We start from the raw sequence: 13,226 nt of genomic DNA, 5'->3' as shown, positions 1-13,226 counted from the left end.
ATGGCGATGCGGCCGTGGTGGCTTGCCGGCCTGTTGTGCCTGATCGCGGCGGCACTGCTCGCCGGGCCGGGCGAGGCCATGGCGCGGATGGTGACGCGGCCCGTCACCTGGACCCAGGATGGCGTGCGGTTCGACAGCGTGCTGGTCTATGACGATGCGGTTTCGGGCCATCGGCCGGGGCTGGTCATGGTGCCCAACTGGCATGGGGTGAATGCGCTTGCCATCGACAAGGCGCGGATGATCGCGGGGCACAGCTATGTCATCCTGCTGACCGACGTCTATGGCGCCTCGGTGCGTCCGGCCGACGACGCGCAGGCCCAGGCGGCGGTCAAGCCGCTGATGGCCGACCGGGCGCTGCTGCGGCGGCGGATGGCACGGGCGCTGGCCGAATTGCGGGCGCAGGCGGCGTCGGCACCGATCGATCTCTCCCGTCTGGCGGCGATCGGGTTCTGTTTCGGTGGCACGGCGGTGCTGGACCTGGCGCGCAGCGGGGCGGACCTGGGCGCCGTTGTGTCGTTCCATGGCGATCTGGCGACCGATGATCCGGCGCTGGCGCGGGGCATCCGGGCTTCGGTACTGGTCATGAACGGGGCGGACGATCAGTGGACGATGCCCGACGTTCCGGCCTTTCTGCGGGAAATGGGCCAGACGCCCACGGCCTGGCAGTTCGTGGCGATCGGCCATGCGGTGCATTGCTTTACCGAGACCGAGGCGACCACACCAAACGCGCCATGCCGGTACGATGCCGATGCGGCGAAGCAGTCCTACGCGCTGATGCGCGGCTGGCTGGCGACGCATCTCGCGGGGGCGGCTCGGTGAGGGTGTCGTCCGCCCGGCTGGCCCTGATCGTGGGGCTGGCCGTGCTGCCGTGGGGGCCGGCGGCATGGTCGCAGGCCTATCCCGCCGGCGCGGGTTTTCCGCCGGGCGTGTTCGTGCCGGGGGGCGATGTGGCGTCGGCGGCCGACCGGGCGCGGCGGCAGGCGGCGGCGGAGACGGCGATCCGGCAGCAGGATCTCGCCGCCCGCACCCGTCAGCAGCAGGCGATTGCGCGCGACCAGGCGGCGCTTGATGCCGCGCGCGGCCAGCGCGGCGCATCGGCCCCTGCCTCGCCCGGACAATGGCAGCGCGAACAGGCGTTGCGGAACGACATCGACCGGCGGATCGCGGTGCAGCGCCAGGGCGTGACCGTGACGCCGACCGGGCCGGGCGGATGGATCATGCGGGACGGGGAAGGGACGAGCCGGGGCGTGTGCCGCGAGATCGGCGGTGTCCTGACCTGTTGAGCGGCCGGTCGCCTTATGGCGGCCAGCCTGCACGGGCGGGTGGCGCATCGTGGCGGTTCCACCAGCCGCCGCCGAGGGACTGGAACAGGCCGGCGGTGTCGGACAGGCGGGCGGCGCGGGCCTGCGCCAGGGTGAGGCGGGCCTGGAGCGCGGTCTGGGTGGCCAGCAGCATGTCCACCCGCGAGGCATCGCCGTAGGCGACGCGCGTGCGGGCGATGTCGAGGCTGCGCGTCGCCGCGCGCTCGGCTTCGCTGTCGGCGACCAGGGCGGTGGCGTCGGCGCCGACGGCGTTGAGGCTGTCCGTGACGTCCTGGACGGCGGCGACGACGGCGGCGCGGTATTCGGCGGCCGCCTGTTCGTACTGCGCGCGGGCGGCGCGTTCCTGATGCATCAGTTGCCCGCCCTGGAACAGGGGCTGGGAGACCATGCCGGCGATCATCCACTGGCCGTAGCCGGGAACGAACATCTGGCCGATCGAGGCTGCCGCCACGCCCGGCTGGGCGCTGAGCTGCAGGTTGGGCAGGCGGTTGGCGATCGCGACGCCCACCTGCGCGCAGGCGGCGTGCCAGCCGGCTTCGGCCACCTTGACGTCCGGCCGCTGGTCGATCAGCCGGGCGGGCAGGCTGACGGGCAGGTCCTGGGGCAGGGTGAAGCCGTCCAGCGTGAAATCGGGCGTGGGATCGTCGGGCATGTCGCCGGCCAGGGCGGCGATCTGGTCATGCTGCTGCGACACTTGCTGGCGCAGCGGCACCAGCGTCGCCTCGGCCTGGGCAAGCAGGGCGCGCTGCTGGGCCAGATCGGCGTCGGAGAGCTGCCCCAGGGCGATCTGGCGCGTGGCGGACTCCAGGATCTGGCGCTGGCTGGCGATCACCTCCTGCACCGTGTCGACCTGTGCGCGCAGCGCGGCGTAGGCGATGGCCGCCTGGACCAGTTCGCCGGTCAGGGACAGGTAGGCGGCTTCAAGCTGGTAGCGTTCGGCATCGCGCTGGGCGCCCGAGGCTTCGATCCCGCGCCGCAGTCCGCCCCAGATATCGGCCTGGTAGGAGATGTTCAACTGCGCGGTGTGGACGGTGTAGAGCCAGTTGTTGGTGTTGGGCACCGGCGAGTAGGTGCGCGAGGTCTTGAAGCGCGCCGGATTGAAGCTGGCCGAGATGTTGGGATACAGCACCCCCGCCTGGGCGGCGCGATTTTCCTGCGCCACGCGCAGCGCGTGGCGTGCGGCGTCCAGGTTCGGGCTGTTGGCCAGCGCGTGCTTGATCAGCCGGTCCAGCGCCGGGGAATGGAACAGTTCCCACCACTCGGCGGGGATGTCCGCGCCGGGGTGGAAAATCTGGGCCTGCCCGTCGGCACCCGCCACGCTGTCGGTGCGGGTGGGCTTGCCCGCCTGCGCGAACTGCGTGGTGGGCGCCGAGGGATGGTGGAAGTTCGGCCCGACCGCGCAGCCGCCCAGATCGGCCAGCAGCGCGAGCGCGCCGGCGCCGCACAGCAGGCGCCGCCAGTGGCCCGGGGACGGGGCGCGCATGGACGGAACGCGCGAGGACGCGGCGGTCATGTCCGGTCTCCCTTCCGGCGCGGGGCGCGGCGGGCGTGCCAGGCTTCCAGCTCGCAATAATAGGTGGGCAGGATGAACAGCGTCAGCAGGGTGGCGATGCCCAGCCCGCCGACGACGACTGTGGCGAGGCCGCGCTGGACGTCGGTGCCGATGCCGGTGGCCAGGGCCGCGGGCAGCATGCCCATGCTGGCGACGGTGGCCGTCATCAGCACCGGGCGGAACCGTTCGCCCGCACCTTCCAGCACCGCGTCGCGCAGGGGCATGCCTTCGTCGCGCAGCCGGTTGATGGCCGAGATCATGATGATGCCGTTCTGGATCGCGACGCCGAACAGGGCGATGAAGCCGACGGCGGTGGCGATGTTCAGCGTCTCGCCCCGCAGGTTCAGGGCCACCAGGCCGCCCAGCGTGGCCATGGGCACCACCGCCAGCACCAGGAATGCCTGGCGTATGCAGCCGAACTGGCTGAACAGCAGGACCAGCATCACGCAGAACATGATGGCCAGGGCCACGGTCAGGCGGGCCTCGGCCCGTTCCTCCTGCTGGAAGGTGCCGGCCCATTCCAGCCGGTAGCGCGCGGAGTCGAAATGCACCTGGCCGGCGATGCGGGCTTGGGCCTCGGCAAGGTACTGCGACAGCGGGCGCTGGCCGTTATCGACGCGGATGGTGATCTGCCGGTGGTTCATCTCGTGCGCGATGTTCGCCTCTCCGGTCTGGAGCGAGACGCGGGCAACCAGTCCGAGCGGCACCCGCGCGCCGTTCAGGCCGGTGAGCGGAATCTGGCGGATGGCGGAAAGGTCGTTGGTCAGCCGCCGGAGCATGTGCGCGGTCATGGCGTAGATGCGGTCGCCCACATAGACCTGCCCCACGGCGGCATCGCCGACCATGTTCTGCACCACGTTCATGATATCGTTGCCGCTCACGCCGTAGCGCGCCGCCGCGGCCCGATCGACCGTGATATCCAGTTGCGGGATCTCGGGTTCCTGGAAGATCGAGGCGTCGGCGGTGCCGGGCACCTGCCGCAGCACGTCGACGATATGGGTGCCGATGCGGCGCAACTGCTTCAGGTCGTCGCCATAGACGCGCAGCACCAGCGGGCTGTGCGCGCCGCCGACCAGGTCGTTCATGTTGTCGGCGATCGGCTGGCTGATGCCGAAGCTGATGCCGGGGATCTGCGCCAGCCGGTCGTGCAGGCGGTGGATGAACGCCACGCGGGTTTCGCCGTGCGGCCAGGTTCTGTAGGGCGTGAGGCCGACCGGGGCCTCGATATGCGAGGGGCTCCACGGGTCGGTGCCCGAATCGTTGCGGCCGATCTGCGTGGCCACGAAGCTGGTCTCGGGGAAGGCGCGGATCGCGTCGCGGATCTCGTCGGCCATCGCGCTGGCCTTTTCCAGCGACAGGCCCGAGGGAAGCTGGATCTGCAGCCACAGCGAACCTTCGTCGAGATCGGGCAGGAACTCGCGCCCCGTGCGCGCGCCCAGCCAGACCACCAGGCAGAAGGCGAGCGCGCCAGCCAGGTAGGCCGCCCACGGCCGGTCCACCATATGCCCCAGCCCCCGCCGGTAGGCATGGTGCAGCTTTTCCAGCGGCACGTTGTGAAACAGCCGGTGCGGCTTGCGCATGGCCAGATAGGCCAGCGCGGGTGTCAGCGTCGTGGCGCAGATCAGGGCGCCGATCAGGGCGAAGCTGACGGTGAAGGCCATCGGCCGGAACAGCCGGCCCTCGGCGCCCTCGAAGGCGAAGAGCGGGCCGTAGGCAATGATGATGATCAGGGTCGCGAAGACGATCGCCTTGCCCACATGCCGGGTGACGGCCAGGATGTCGCCCTCGTCCATCTTGTGGTCGGGGCGTTCCTCGCGGATGCGCAGGATGGCCTCGGTCACCACGATGGCGCCGTCGACGATCACGCCGAAATCGATGGCGCCGAGCGAGAACAGGTTGGCCGGCATGTGCAGCAGGTGCATCAGCACGAAGACCGTGGCCAGCGCCAGCGGAATGGTGACGGCGGCGACGATCGCGCTGCGCGGGCTGCCCAGGAACAGGACCAGGATCAGGAACACCAGGCTCACGCCCTCGACCACCGTGTGCGTGACCTTGTCGGTGGTGGTCCGCACCAGGCTGTCGCGGTCGATGATCGGCACGATTTTCACGCCCGAGGACGCAAGCTGGGCCTGAAGCCGGGTGACCGTGGCGTGCAGGTCGTCCAGCACCAGCGACGGGTTCTGCCCGCTGAGCATCGTGACGATGCCCTCGATCGTGTCCGGGTTGCCGTTCAGGCCCAGGATGCCCTCGCGTACCTGATGGCCGAGCTGCAACTCGCCCAGGTCGCGGATCAGGACCGGTACCCCGTTGTGCTGGGTCACGGCGATGGCGCCCATGTCGGCGAGCGTATGGACCATGCCGACGCCGCGTACGATGTACGACTGGTCGCCGCGTGTGACGCGGCCGCCGCCCGCATTGGCGTTGTTGGCCTGCAACGCCGTGATCACGTCATTGACGCCGACGCCGTAGCGGAACAGGGCCTGCGGATCGAGCACGATCTGGTATTCGATGGTGAAGCCGCCGAAATTATTGACCGCCGCGACACCGGGAACCTGCTCCAGGGCCGGGATTACGATCCATTTCTGGATATCGGACAGTTCCATCAGGTTCCGGCCGTCGGATTCCAGCGTATAGCGGTAGATCTCGCCCGATGGACCGGTGATCGGCCCCAGCGTGGGGATGACGCCCGAAGGCAGCATGGACTGGGCCAGCTGTTCGGACACATGCTGGCGCGCGGCGCCGACATCGGTGCCGTCGCTGAAGATCAGGGTGATCAGCGACAGGCCGAAGGTGGAGCTGGAGCGGCTGTCCACCAGCCCCGGCGTGCTGGCCAGCAGGCGCTCCAGCGGGATCGTGACTTCCTGCTCGATCTCCTCGGCCGCCAGGCCGGGAACCTGGGTCGTGATCTGGACGTTGACCGCGCCCAGATCGGGATAGGCCTCGACCGGGATCTGATGCCAGGCGATCGCGCCCAGGGTCATCAGGATCATCATGGCGGCGAAGACGATGCGCCGCTGCTGAAGGCAGGTGGCGATAAAGCGGTTAATCATCGTTCAGCAGCACCGCGCCCTGGGTCACGACGCGGTCGCCGGCGGACAGGCCGGACGTGACCTCGCACAGGTCGCCGTCGTCATAGATGATCTCGATCCCGCGCCGCCTGTAGGCATGGGGCGCGACCTCGACGAACACCGTAACGGCATCGTTGTTCATCAGCAGCGCCGATTGCGGGACCATGATGCGCGGAGGTTGCGGGGTCAGGATGGTCACGGTGGCGAACATGCCGGGCTTCAGCGCGCCGTCGTCATTGGCCAGCACCACCCGTGCCTGGAGCGTACGGGTATCGGTCTGCAACGCCGGTTCGATCGCCGCGATCGTGCCGTGCGTCGTGCGGTCCGGCAGGGCGGGTAAGGTAATATCGACCTCCTGCCCGACATGCACGGCATTGGTCAGGATTTCCGGCACGGCGGCGACGGCCCAGACCTGCCGGGTGCCGGTGAGCGTCATCAGCGGCGCCGTCGGGTCGGTGACGAAGGCGCCCGCGGCGGTGTTGACCGCCGAGACCATGCCGTCGATCGGTGCGGTCAGCCGGATCACGCCGCCCTGTCCGGGCTGGGCGCGCAGGGCGGCCAGCCGCGCGGTGGCACGGTCGTCTTCCGCCTGGGCCTGGAGCCAGGCGCTGCGGGCGGATTCCACGTCGCGCGTGGCGGCGCCGCCGGCGCTGGCGACACCCTGGGCGCGGACCAGGGCCCGCCGGGCGTAGTCCAGCCCCGCGCGGGCCTTCGCGGCATCGGTCGTGGCCTGGGCCATGTCGCCCGAGGCCAACTCGGCGAGGACCTGGCCGCGCGTCACGTGATCGCCGGCGGTGACCGGCAGGCTGACGATCGCGCCGGCAACCGGCGTCATGACCGAAAGCGACTGCGACGGCTCGGCGCGGATCTCGCCGGGAACGGGGATCGTGCGGCTGGGCGAGACGAGCGTGACAGGGGTGACGGACAGGCGTGCCGCCAGCGGGGAATCCGGCGCGACCGTCAACAGGCCATGGTCGTTGCGGACCATGGTGGTGGCCGAAGCCATGGCGGAGGGCGCGGCCCCGGACAGGATGGCGCAGACCATGAGTCCGGCCGCGACGAGACGCGCGATACGACCGGATGATCGGGAGAAGGGCGGCGAATATATCACGGGCGCGGTCTGGTGCATGGGCCTGAGCCTGGGGTCCTGGAAGAAAAGGCGGCATCCATGTGCCCCAATGAGGGCCAGGACAGGACCGATTCTGGACGAGAATATGGTGTTACGGGAAGGCAGTTACGGGAAGGCACGGGCCGGCACCGCGCGCTGCCACTAGCGACGATCCCGATCCTTGTCCATGGGCGCGCGCCCAGGGGCGCCTTGCAGGCTGGCAAGCCGGCCGAGGGTGTGGAACGGGGCTGGCGCCCGGGGACGGCGGCGGGGGCTGGGAAGGCCGGACGATCCGTGGCCACGACATGGAAAAGGGGGCCGGCGGCGAGGGGGAAAACGGGATCTGTGGAAAAGGAAATGAAAACATCTGTCTGTATCAGGTCTGGCACGGTTTTGTCTTTGTGTATCGGGCCGATCCGGCCGATGCGCGGCCAGGAGGGACGGGCACGACAGGCACGTATGACGATCGATAAAATATTACAAACTTTTTCAAATTCATAACGATAAGATGATCGTTATTTAATATTGCCTCGTGAGAGAATGCGAAATTCGCATATGTCATGAAAATTTCATGGGCCTTTTCCGGGGTCTCCGCATGGGAGCGTCGGGTGGATGCAGGCACTTGCTGGCGGCCGGCGTGACGGGCCGGGGATTTCATGTCATTGCGGAATGTGATCGCCGGGCCTGTGACCCGGTAATGCCCGCGATTTCCCGAAATTTTGAAAGGTTGTCCATTTGCGTCCGCTTTCCAAACGCATTCTCGCCCTTTCCTTGTCCACGGCCCTGGCCACGGTCGGCCTGGTGGGGCTGTCGCAGCGCGCGGGGGCGGCTGACGGCCAGCCTCAGCCGGAGCCTCTGCCGCTGCCCGATTCCATCCCCGCGCCGCGTGACGTGCCGTTCGGTGGCACCATCCGGCTGTCGGTCGATGCCACCGACCTGACGCGGCATATCATGACGATTCACGAGACCGTGCCGGTGCCGGCCGCGCTGGCGGAGACGGGCGGCGACCTGCCGCTGTTCTACCCGATGTGGCTGCCGGGCGACCACTCGCCGACTGGCGCGCTCGACCAGTTCGGCGGCCTGGTGGTGAAGGCCGGCGGGGCGACGCTGCCGTGGGTGCGCGACAATGTGACGGTCAGTGCCTTCCATATCCCCGTGCCCAAGGGGGCGCACACGGTGGACGTGTCGTTCCAGCTTCTGTCACCGGTTTCGCGCGAGGAAGGGCGCGTGGTGATGACGCCCGAGATGCTGAACGTGCAGTGGAATGCGGTGGCGCTCTATCCGGCCGGGTATTTCACGCGCCAGATCCCCATCGAGGCCAGCCTGCGCCTGCCCACGGGCTGGCAGTACGGCACGGCGCTGCGCGCGCAGGGCAAGGCGGGGGACGTCGTGACCTTCAAGCCGGTGCCGTTCAATACGCTGGTGGACTCTCCGCTGTTCGCCGGGCGGTATTTCCGCCGCATCGACCTGGCGCCGGGTGCCGCCGTGCCGGTGGCGCTGAACCTGGTGGCGGACAAGCCGGGCGAACTGGAGGTGACCGATGCCCAGATCGCGGTCCATCGCGCGCTGGTGACGCAGGCGAACCTGCTCTACGGCTCGCATCATTACGATCATTACGATTTCCTGCTGGCGCTGACCGAGGAACTCGGCGGGATCGGGCTGGAGCATCACCAGTCGAGCGAAAACAGCGGCCCGCGCGGCTATTTTACCGAATGGGACAAGACGTTCGCGACGCGCGACCTGCTGGCGCATGAATATACCCACTCGTGGAACGGCAAATATCGCCGGCCGGCCGGTCTGTGGGCGCCGAACTTCAACACGCCCCAGCGTGGGACGGGCCTGTGGGTCTATGAGGGGCAGACCCAGTATTGGGGTTATGTCCTGGCGGCGCGCTCGGGCCTGATGACGGTGCCGCAGGTGACCGAGGCGCTGGCCGAGGTGGCGGCGACGTATGACACCCGCCGTGGACGCACCTGGCGGCCGCTGCTGGATACGACCAACGATCCGGTGATCGCGCGGCGCGCGCCGCTGTCGTGGCGGAGCTGGCAGCGCAGCGAGGATTATTATTCCGAAGGCCAGCTCATCTGGCTGGATGCCGATACGCTGATCCGTCAGCTTTCCGGCGGCAAGCATTCGCTGGACGATGTGGCGCGCCATTTCTTCGGCACCAATGACGGCAGCTTCATCACCAGCACGTACGAGTTTGACGACGTGGTAAAGGCGCTGAACGACATCCAGCCCTATGACTGGGCGACGTTCCTGCATCAGCGGCTGGACAAGACCTCGGAGCACGCGCCGCTGGACGGATTCACGCGCGGTGGCTACCGGCTGGTCTATACCGACCAGCCCAACAAATACGTCGCATCGTTCGCCAGCGTGCGGCATGTGGCGGATTTCGCCTTCTCGCTGGGCTTTACGGTAGGCAAGAGCGGCACGCTGGGCAATGTGGAGTGGGGCAGCCCCGCCTGGCAGGCCGGGATTACCCGGGACGCCAAGCTGGTCGCGGTGAATGGCGAGGCCTATGACCCCGACGTGCTGCGCGAGGCGATCGTCGAGGCGAAGGACGCGCATTCCGCGCCGATCGCGCTGCTGTTGCAGGAAGGCGACCGCTACGTGACGGTCTCGGTCCCGTATCATGGCGGGCTGCGCTATCCGCATCTGGAGCGCGTGGACGGCAAGCCGGACATGCTGGCCGATATCCTGGCACCGCGTCACTGAAGACCGGCGGCGGGGAAGACTGGAAGCGGGGGGCTGCGGGCGAGGTGCTGATGTACGCGCGTTCCGGCCTCCCGCTGCCAAGCGGGGCCAGCGGGTTCTGACATGCGCCAGACTCTCATGCGCCCAACCCTGGCTTCGGTCGTTCTGTTTGCCGACCTGGCGGGAACGCTGGTATTCGCCGCCGAAGGCGCGATGGTGGCGTCCGCGCGGCATCTCGATCTGTTCGGCATCATGGTGCTGGCCTGCGTGGTCGCGCTGGGCGGCGGCATGATCCGCGACGTGCTGATCGGCGCCGTGCCGCCCAGCGCGATCCGCGACTGGCGCTATCCGGCGCTGGCCTTCCTCACCGGGTTGGTGGTGTTTCTTCTCCCGCCCGCCCTGCGGCTTGCGCCTGGGGGATCGGTGCTGGCGGTGCTGGATGCCGCCGGCCTGTCGCTGTTTGCCGTCGCGGGGGCCGAGAAGGCCCTGTCGCGCGGGGTCGGCCCGCTGGGGGCGGCGCTGATGGGCATGGTAACGGGCGTGGGCGGCGGTGTGATGCGCGACCTGCTGCTGGCGCGCGTGCCGCTGATCCTGGTTTCGGACATCTATGCCACCGCCGCGCTGGCCGGCGCGGCGGTGGTCGTCGCCAGCCGGCGGCTGGCGGTGCCGGTAGCCTGGGGGGCCGTGGCGGGCGGCCTCGTCTGCTTCGGCCTGCGGCTTCTGGCGCTGCGCTATGGCTGGAACCTGCCGGGTGCTATGCTGCTTTCCCGGTAAACGGGCGGGAGAGACCATGCGACGTCGGACGATGCTGCTGGGGGCGGCGATGCTGCCCGTTCCGGCATGGGCACGGGGCGAACGGACCGTGGACGTGCTGTATGCCGGGTCGCTGCTGAACCTGATGGAACGGGGGATCGCCCCGGCCTTCGACGCGACCGGTGCTGATATCTTTCGCGGCTATGCGGGCGGTTCGGGGGCCCTGGTCAACCAGATCCGGGGCGGGCTGCGGCGGGGCGATGTGTTCATCAGCGCCGATCCGGCCCTGAATGGCCGGCTGGGCGATCAGGTAGGCTGGTATATCGTCTTCGCGCGCTCGCCGCTGGTGATCGGGTACAACCCGCAGAGTGCCTTTGCCAATGCCTTGCGGACGCGGCCCTGGTACGAGGTCCTGCAATCGCCCGGCATCCGGATCGGCCGGACCGATCCGGCGCTGGACCCGAAAGGGGCGCTGACCGTCCAGATGTTGCAGCGGGCCGAGGCGTTCTACCATCAGCCCGGCCTGGCGGGGCGGATCATGGGCGCCGACCGGTCCGGGCAGGTGCGGCCGGAGGAAAATCTGGTCGGGCGCCTGCAATCGGGGCAGATCGATGTCGGCTTCTTCTACGCGATGGAAACCGCCGACCTGCATATCCCGAGTATGGAACTGCCGCCGGACCTGTCGCTGGCGGCCCGCTATTCGGTCACGATCCTGAAGGATGCGCCGAACCCGGACGGGGCGGCCCGGTTCGTTGCCTTCCTGCTGGGCAGGGAGGGCAGCGCCATCCTGAGGCAGCATGGGCTGGAGAAGATGGTGCCGGTTCTTGCCGGGGATGACAGGACGCTGCCCGCGCTGCTGCGGCCGGTCCTTCGTCCCTGACGGCGCGAGCCATGCGGCGGATGCCCGGTGCGGTAAAAGGGCTGGCCTGTCTGCTTGGCCTGTGGCTGCTGGCACCCTTCGTGGCGGGCATGATGCGGCTGGGCGATGCGGACTGGTCCGGCGTGGATCGCGCCGGACTGGCCCGGGCCGCCGGCGTGTCGATGGCCAGTGCCGGCGTGGCGACGCTGGTGATCGGGCTGTTCGGCATTCCGCTGGGTTATGTGCTGGCGCGGGGGCGGGGCTGGTGGACGGTGTGGCTGGGCGGGGTGGTGCAGTTGCCGCTCGCCCTGCCGCCGCTGGCGGGTGGCGTGCTGCTGCTGTTTCTGCTGGGCTATGGCGGGCCGCTGGGCGGACTGGGGCTGAGCGAGCATTTCGGTGGCATCGTCGCGGCCGAGATGTTCGTCGCGGCGCCGTTCCTGATCATCGCCGCGCGGTCGGCCTTCACGGCGGTCGATCCGGTGCTGGAGGATGTGGCGGCGACGTTGGGGCACCGGCCGGGCGCCATCTTTCGCCGGGTGAGCCTGCCGCTGGCGTGGCGGCCGATCCTGGCCGGGCTGGTCCTGGCATGGCTGCGGGCCTTCGGCGAATTCGGCGCGACGGTGATGCTTGCGTATCATCCTTATTCCTTGCCGGTCTTTACCTATGTCGCGTTCGGCGAGGCGGGATTGCCGGCCATGTTGCCGGTGCTGGCGCCGACCCTGCTGCTGGCCGGGCTGGTGATGGCGGCGGGGCATTGGCTGACGCGGCCCATCGCCCGTGGCGCCACCCCCCGGACGGGTCCGTTGCCGCTTCTGGCCGCGCGGGAGGGGGCGGAGGCGCCGCCGCGGCATCTGGCGCTGGCGATCCACCGTGCCCTGCCGGGTTTTACCCTCGACGTGACGCTGGAAAGCCGGGCGCGGCGCATTGCCATCCTCGGGCGGTCCGGATCGGGAAAATCGATGACCCTGCGGGCGATCGCGGGGCTGGAGGATGTGGCGGGGCAGGTTCGGCTGGATGGAGGCGACCTGTCGCCGCTGCCGCCGGAGCAGCGTGCCGTTGCCTATGTTCCGCAGGGTTATGCCTTGCCGGCGCATCTGACGGTGGCGCGGCAGGTGGCGTTCGCGACCGATTGCGTGCCGGAGCGGGCGGCGGCCTGGGTGGGCGTGCTGGGGCTTGAGGCTCTGTCGGGGCGGTATCCGGCCGAACTCTCGCCCGGCCAGCGTCAGCGGGTGGCCCTGGCGCGCGCCTTGTCGCGGCGCCGTGTGGACCTGGTGCTGCTGGATGAACCGTTTTCGGCGCTGGATGCCCCCTTGCGCGTGCGGCTGCGGCGGGAGGTTCTGGCCGTGCTGCGCGGCATGGAGGTGCTGACGGTGCTGGTGACTCATGATCCGGCGGAGGCGCTGGCGATGGCGGAGGAACTCGTGCTGCTCGATGGCGGCCGCGTGATCCGTGCCGGCCCGACCGCCGATGTGTTCGCCCGACCGGGCGGCGAACTGGCCGCCCGCCTGCTGGGTGCGGAGGCGATCGGCGACGGGGTGATGCTGCCGGACGGGCGGATCGACGTGGGGCAGGGCGTGGAGCTGCTGGTGCGGCATCCGGACGGCGAGGGGACGGAGCTGCCGCCGCCGGGGACGCGGGTGCGCTGGTCGGCGCGGCCCTATCAGATCCGGCTGGCGGAAGACGGCGCCTATCCGGCGCGCATCCTGTGGCGGGGAACGGTGCGCGACGGCCAGCGCCCGATGGGGCTGCTTCTGGGCGATGCCGAACTGGAGATCCTGGCCGATCCGTCCTGCAAGGCGGATGGCGCGTGCCGGGTGAGCATCGACCCGTGCTGCCTCCAGGTCTGGCCGGCGGCCTGATGTCCGGG

At 69.4% G+C, this 13,226-nt stretch carries 9 protein-coding genes; 6 read left to right on the top strand and 3 right to left on the bottom strand.

The features are described 5' to 3' along the window. The first annotated feature begins 6 nt into the window (after positions 1 to 6). Together ACMAUO_RS04090 and ACMAUO_RS04085 are read left to right on the top strand one after the other, a co-directional pair. Positions 7 to 819 (top strand): dienelactone hydrolase family protein, encoded by an 813-nt coding sequence (locus ACMAUO_RS04090; RefSeq protein ID WP_420355706.1) that lies wholly within the window; start codon positions 7 to 9, stop codon positions 817 to 819. Continuing rightward, on the top strand, positions 816 to 1,283 hold the full coding sequence (locus tag ACMAUO_RS04085) for a hypothetical protein (RefSeq protein WP_420355705.1): 468 nt from the start codon (positions 816 to 818) through the stop codon (positions 1,281 to 1,283). Before ACMAUO_RS04090 ends, ACMAUO_RS04085 begins: the two co-directional genes overlap by 4 nt. 13 nt (positions 1,284 to 1,296) lie before the next feature. On the opposite strand, the gene ACMAUO_RS04080 is transcribed toward ACMAUO_RS04085, so the two are convergent. Genes ACMAUO_RS04080 through ACMAUO_RS04070 form a run of 3 tightly spaced genes read right to left on the bottom strand, consistent with a single transcriptional unit; the run spans position 1,297 to position 6,987 of the window. Continuing rightward, positions 1,297 to 2,835 carry an efflux transporter outer membrane subunit gene (locus tag ACMAUO_RS04080; RefSeq protein ID WP_420355704.1) on the bottom strand — a complete coding sequence of 513 codons (1,539 nt, stop codon included), beginning with the start codon at positions 2,833 to 2,835 and terminating at the stop codon, positions 1,297 to 1,299. Next, positions 2,832 to 5,924 (bottom strand): efflux RND transporter permease subunit, encoded by a 3,093-nt coding sequence (locus tag ACMAUO_RS04075; RefSeq protein WP_420355703.1) that lies wholly within the window; start codon positions 5,922 to 5,924, stop codon positions 2,832 to 2,834. Before ACMAUO_RS04075 ends, ACMAUO_RS04080 begins: the two co-directional genes overlap by 4 nt. Beyond that, positions 5,917 to 6,987 (bottom strand): efflux RND transporter periplasmic adaptor subunit, encoded by a 1,071-nt coding sequence (locus ACMAUO_RS04070; RefSeq protein WP_420355702.1) that lies wholly within the window; start codon positions 6,985 to 6,987, stop codon positions 5,917 to 5,919. Before ACMAUO_RS04070 ends, ACMAUO_RS04075 begins: the two co-directional genes overlap by 8 nt. 798 nt (positions 6,988 to 7,785) lie before the next feature. Between ACMAUO_RS04070 and ACMAUO_RS04065 the strand changes: the two genes are divergently transcribed. The 4 genes from ACMAUO_RS04065 to ACMAUO_RS04050 all read left to right on the top strand — a co-directional run bounded on the left by ACMAUO_RS04065 (position 7,786) and on the right by ACMAUO_RS04050 (position 13,218). After that, the gene (locus tag ACMAUO_RS04065; protein WP_420355701.1) at positions 7,786 to 9,768 is read left to right on the top strand and encodes a M61 family metallopeptidase; all 1,983 of its coding nucleotides are present in this window, start codon (positions 7,786 to 7,788) and stop codon (positions 9,766 to 9,768) included. A 102-nt stretch (positions 9,769 to 9,870) separates the two neighbouring features. Beyond that, on the top strand, positions 9,871 to 10,521 hold the full coding sequence (locus ACMAUO_RS04060) for a trimeric intracellular cation channel family protein (RefSeq protein ID WP_420355700.1): 651 nt from the start codon (positions 9,871 to 9,873) through the stop codon (positions 10,519 to 10,521). Between the two features lie 16 nt (positions 10,522 to 10,537). Beyond that, positions 10,538 to 11,380: an extracellular solute-binding protein gene (locus ACMAUO_RS04055; protein ID WP_420355699.1), complete on the top strand. Its 843-nt coding sequence runs from the start codon at positions 10,538 to 10,540 to the stop codon at positions 11,378 to 11,380. A gap of 11 nt (positions 11,381 to 11,391) precedes the next feature. Then, positions 11,392 to 13,218 carry an ABC transporter ATP-binding protein/permease gene (locus ACMAUO_RS04050; protein ID WP_420355698.1) on the top strand — a complete coding sequence of 609 codons (1,827 nt, stop codon included), beginning with the start codon at positions 11,392 to 11,394 and terminating at the stop codon, positions 13,216 to 13,218. Positions 13,219 to 13,226 lie beyond the last annotated feature (8 nt).

Source organism: Gluconacetobacter brunescens (assembly GCF_048695475.1).
Classification (GTDB): Bacteria; Pseudomonadota; Alphaproteobacteria; order Acetobacterales; family Acetobacteraceae; genus Gluconacetobacter.
Note: the sequence above shows the minus strand (reverse complement) of the source record. Positions and strands in the feature narration are given on the sequence as shown.

What these genes read in the sequence shown, in the direction of transcription:
- ACMAUO_RS04090 (WP_420355706.1), top strand. Translation starts at nt 7, where the DNA reads ATGCGGCCGTGGTGGCTTGCCGGCCTGTTGTGCCTGATCGCGGCGGCA.
- ACMAUO_RS04080 (WP_420355704.1), bottom strand. Translation starts at nt 2,835, where the DNA reads ATGACCGCCGCGTCCTCGCGCGTTCCGTCCATGCGCGCCCCGTCCCCG.
- ACMAUO_RS04075 (WP_420355703.1), bottom strand. Translation starts at nt 5,924, where the DNA reads ATGATTAACCGCTTTATCGCCACCTGCCTTCAGCAGCGGCGCATCGTC.
- ACMAUO_RS04070 (WP_420355702.1), bottom strand. Translation starts at nt 6,987, where the DNA reads ATGGTCTGCGCCATCCTGTCCGGGGCCGCGCCCTCCGCCATGGCTTCG.
- ACMAUO_RS04060 (WP_420355700.1), top strand. Translation starts at nt 9,871, where the DNA reads ATGCGCCAGACTCTCATGCGCCCAACCCTGGCTTCGGTCGTTCTGTTT.
- ACMAUO_RS04055 (WP_420355699.1), top strand. Translation starts at nt 10,538, where the DNA reads ATGCGACGTCGGACGATGCTGCTGGGGGCGGCGATGCTGCCCGTTCCG.
- ACMAUO_RS04050 (WP_420355698.1), top strand. Translation starts at nt 11,392, where the DNA reads ATGCGGCGGATGCCCGGTGCGGTAAAAGGGCTGGCCTGTCTGCTTGGC.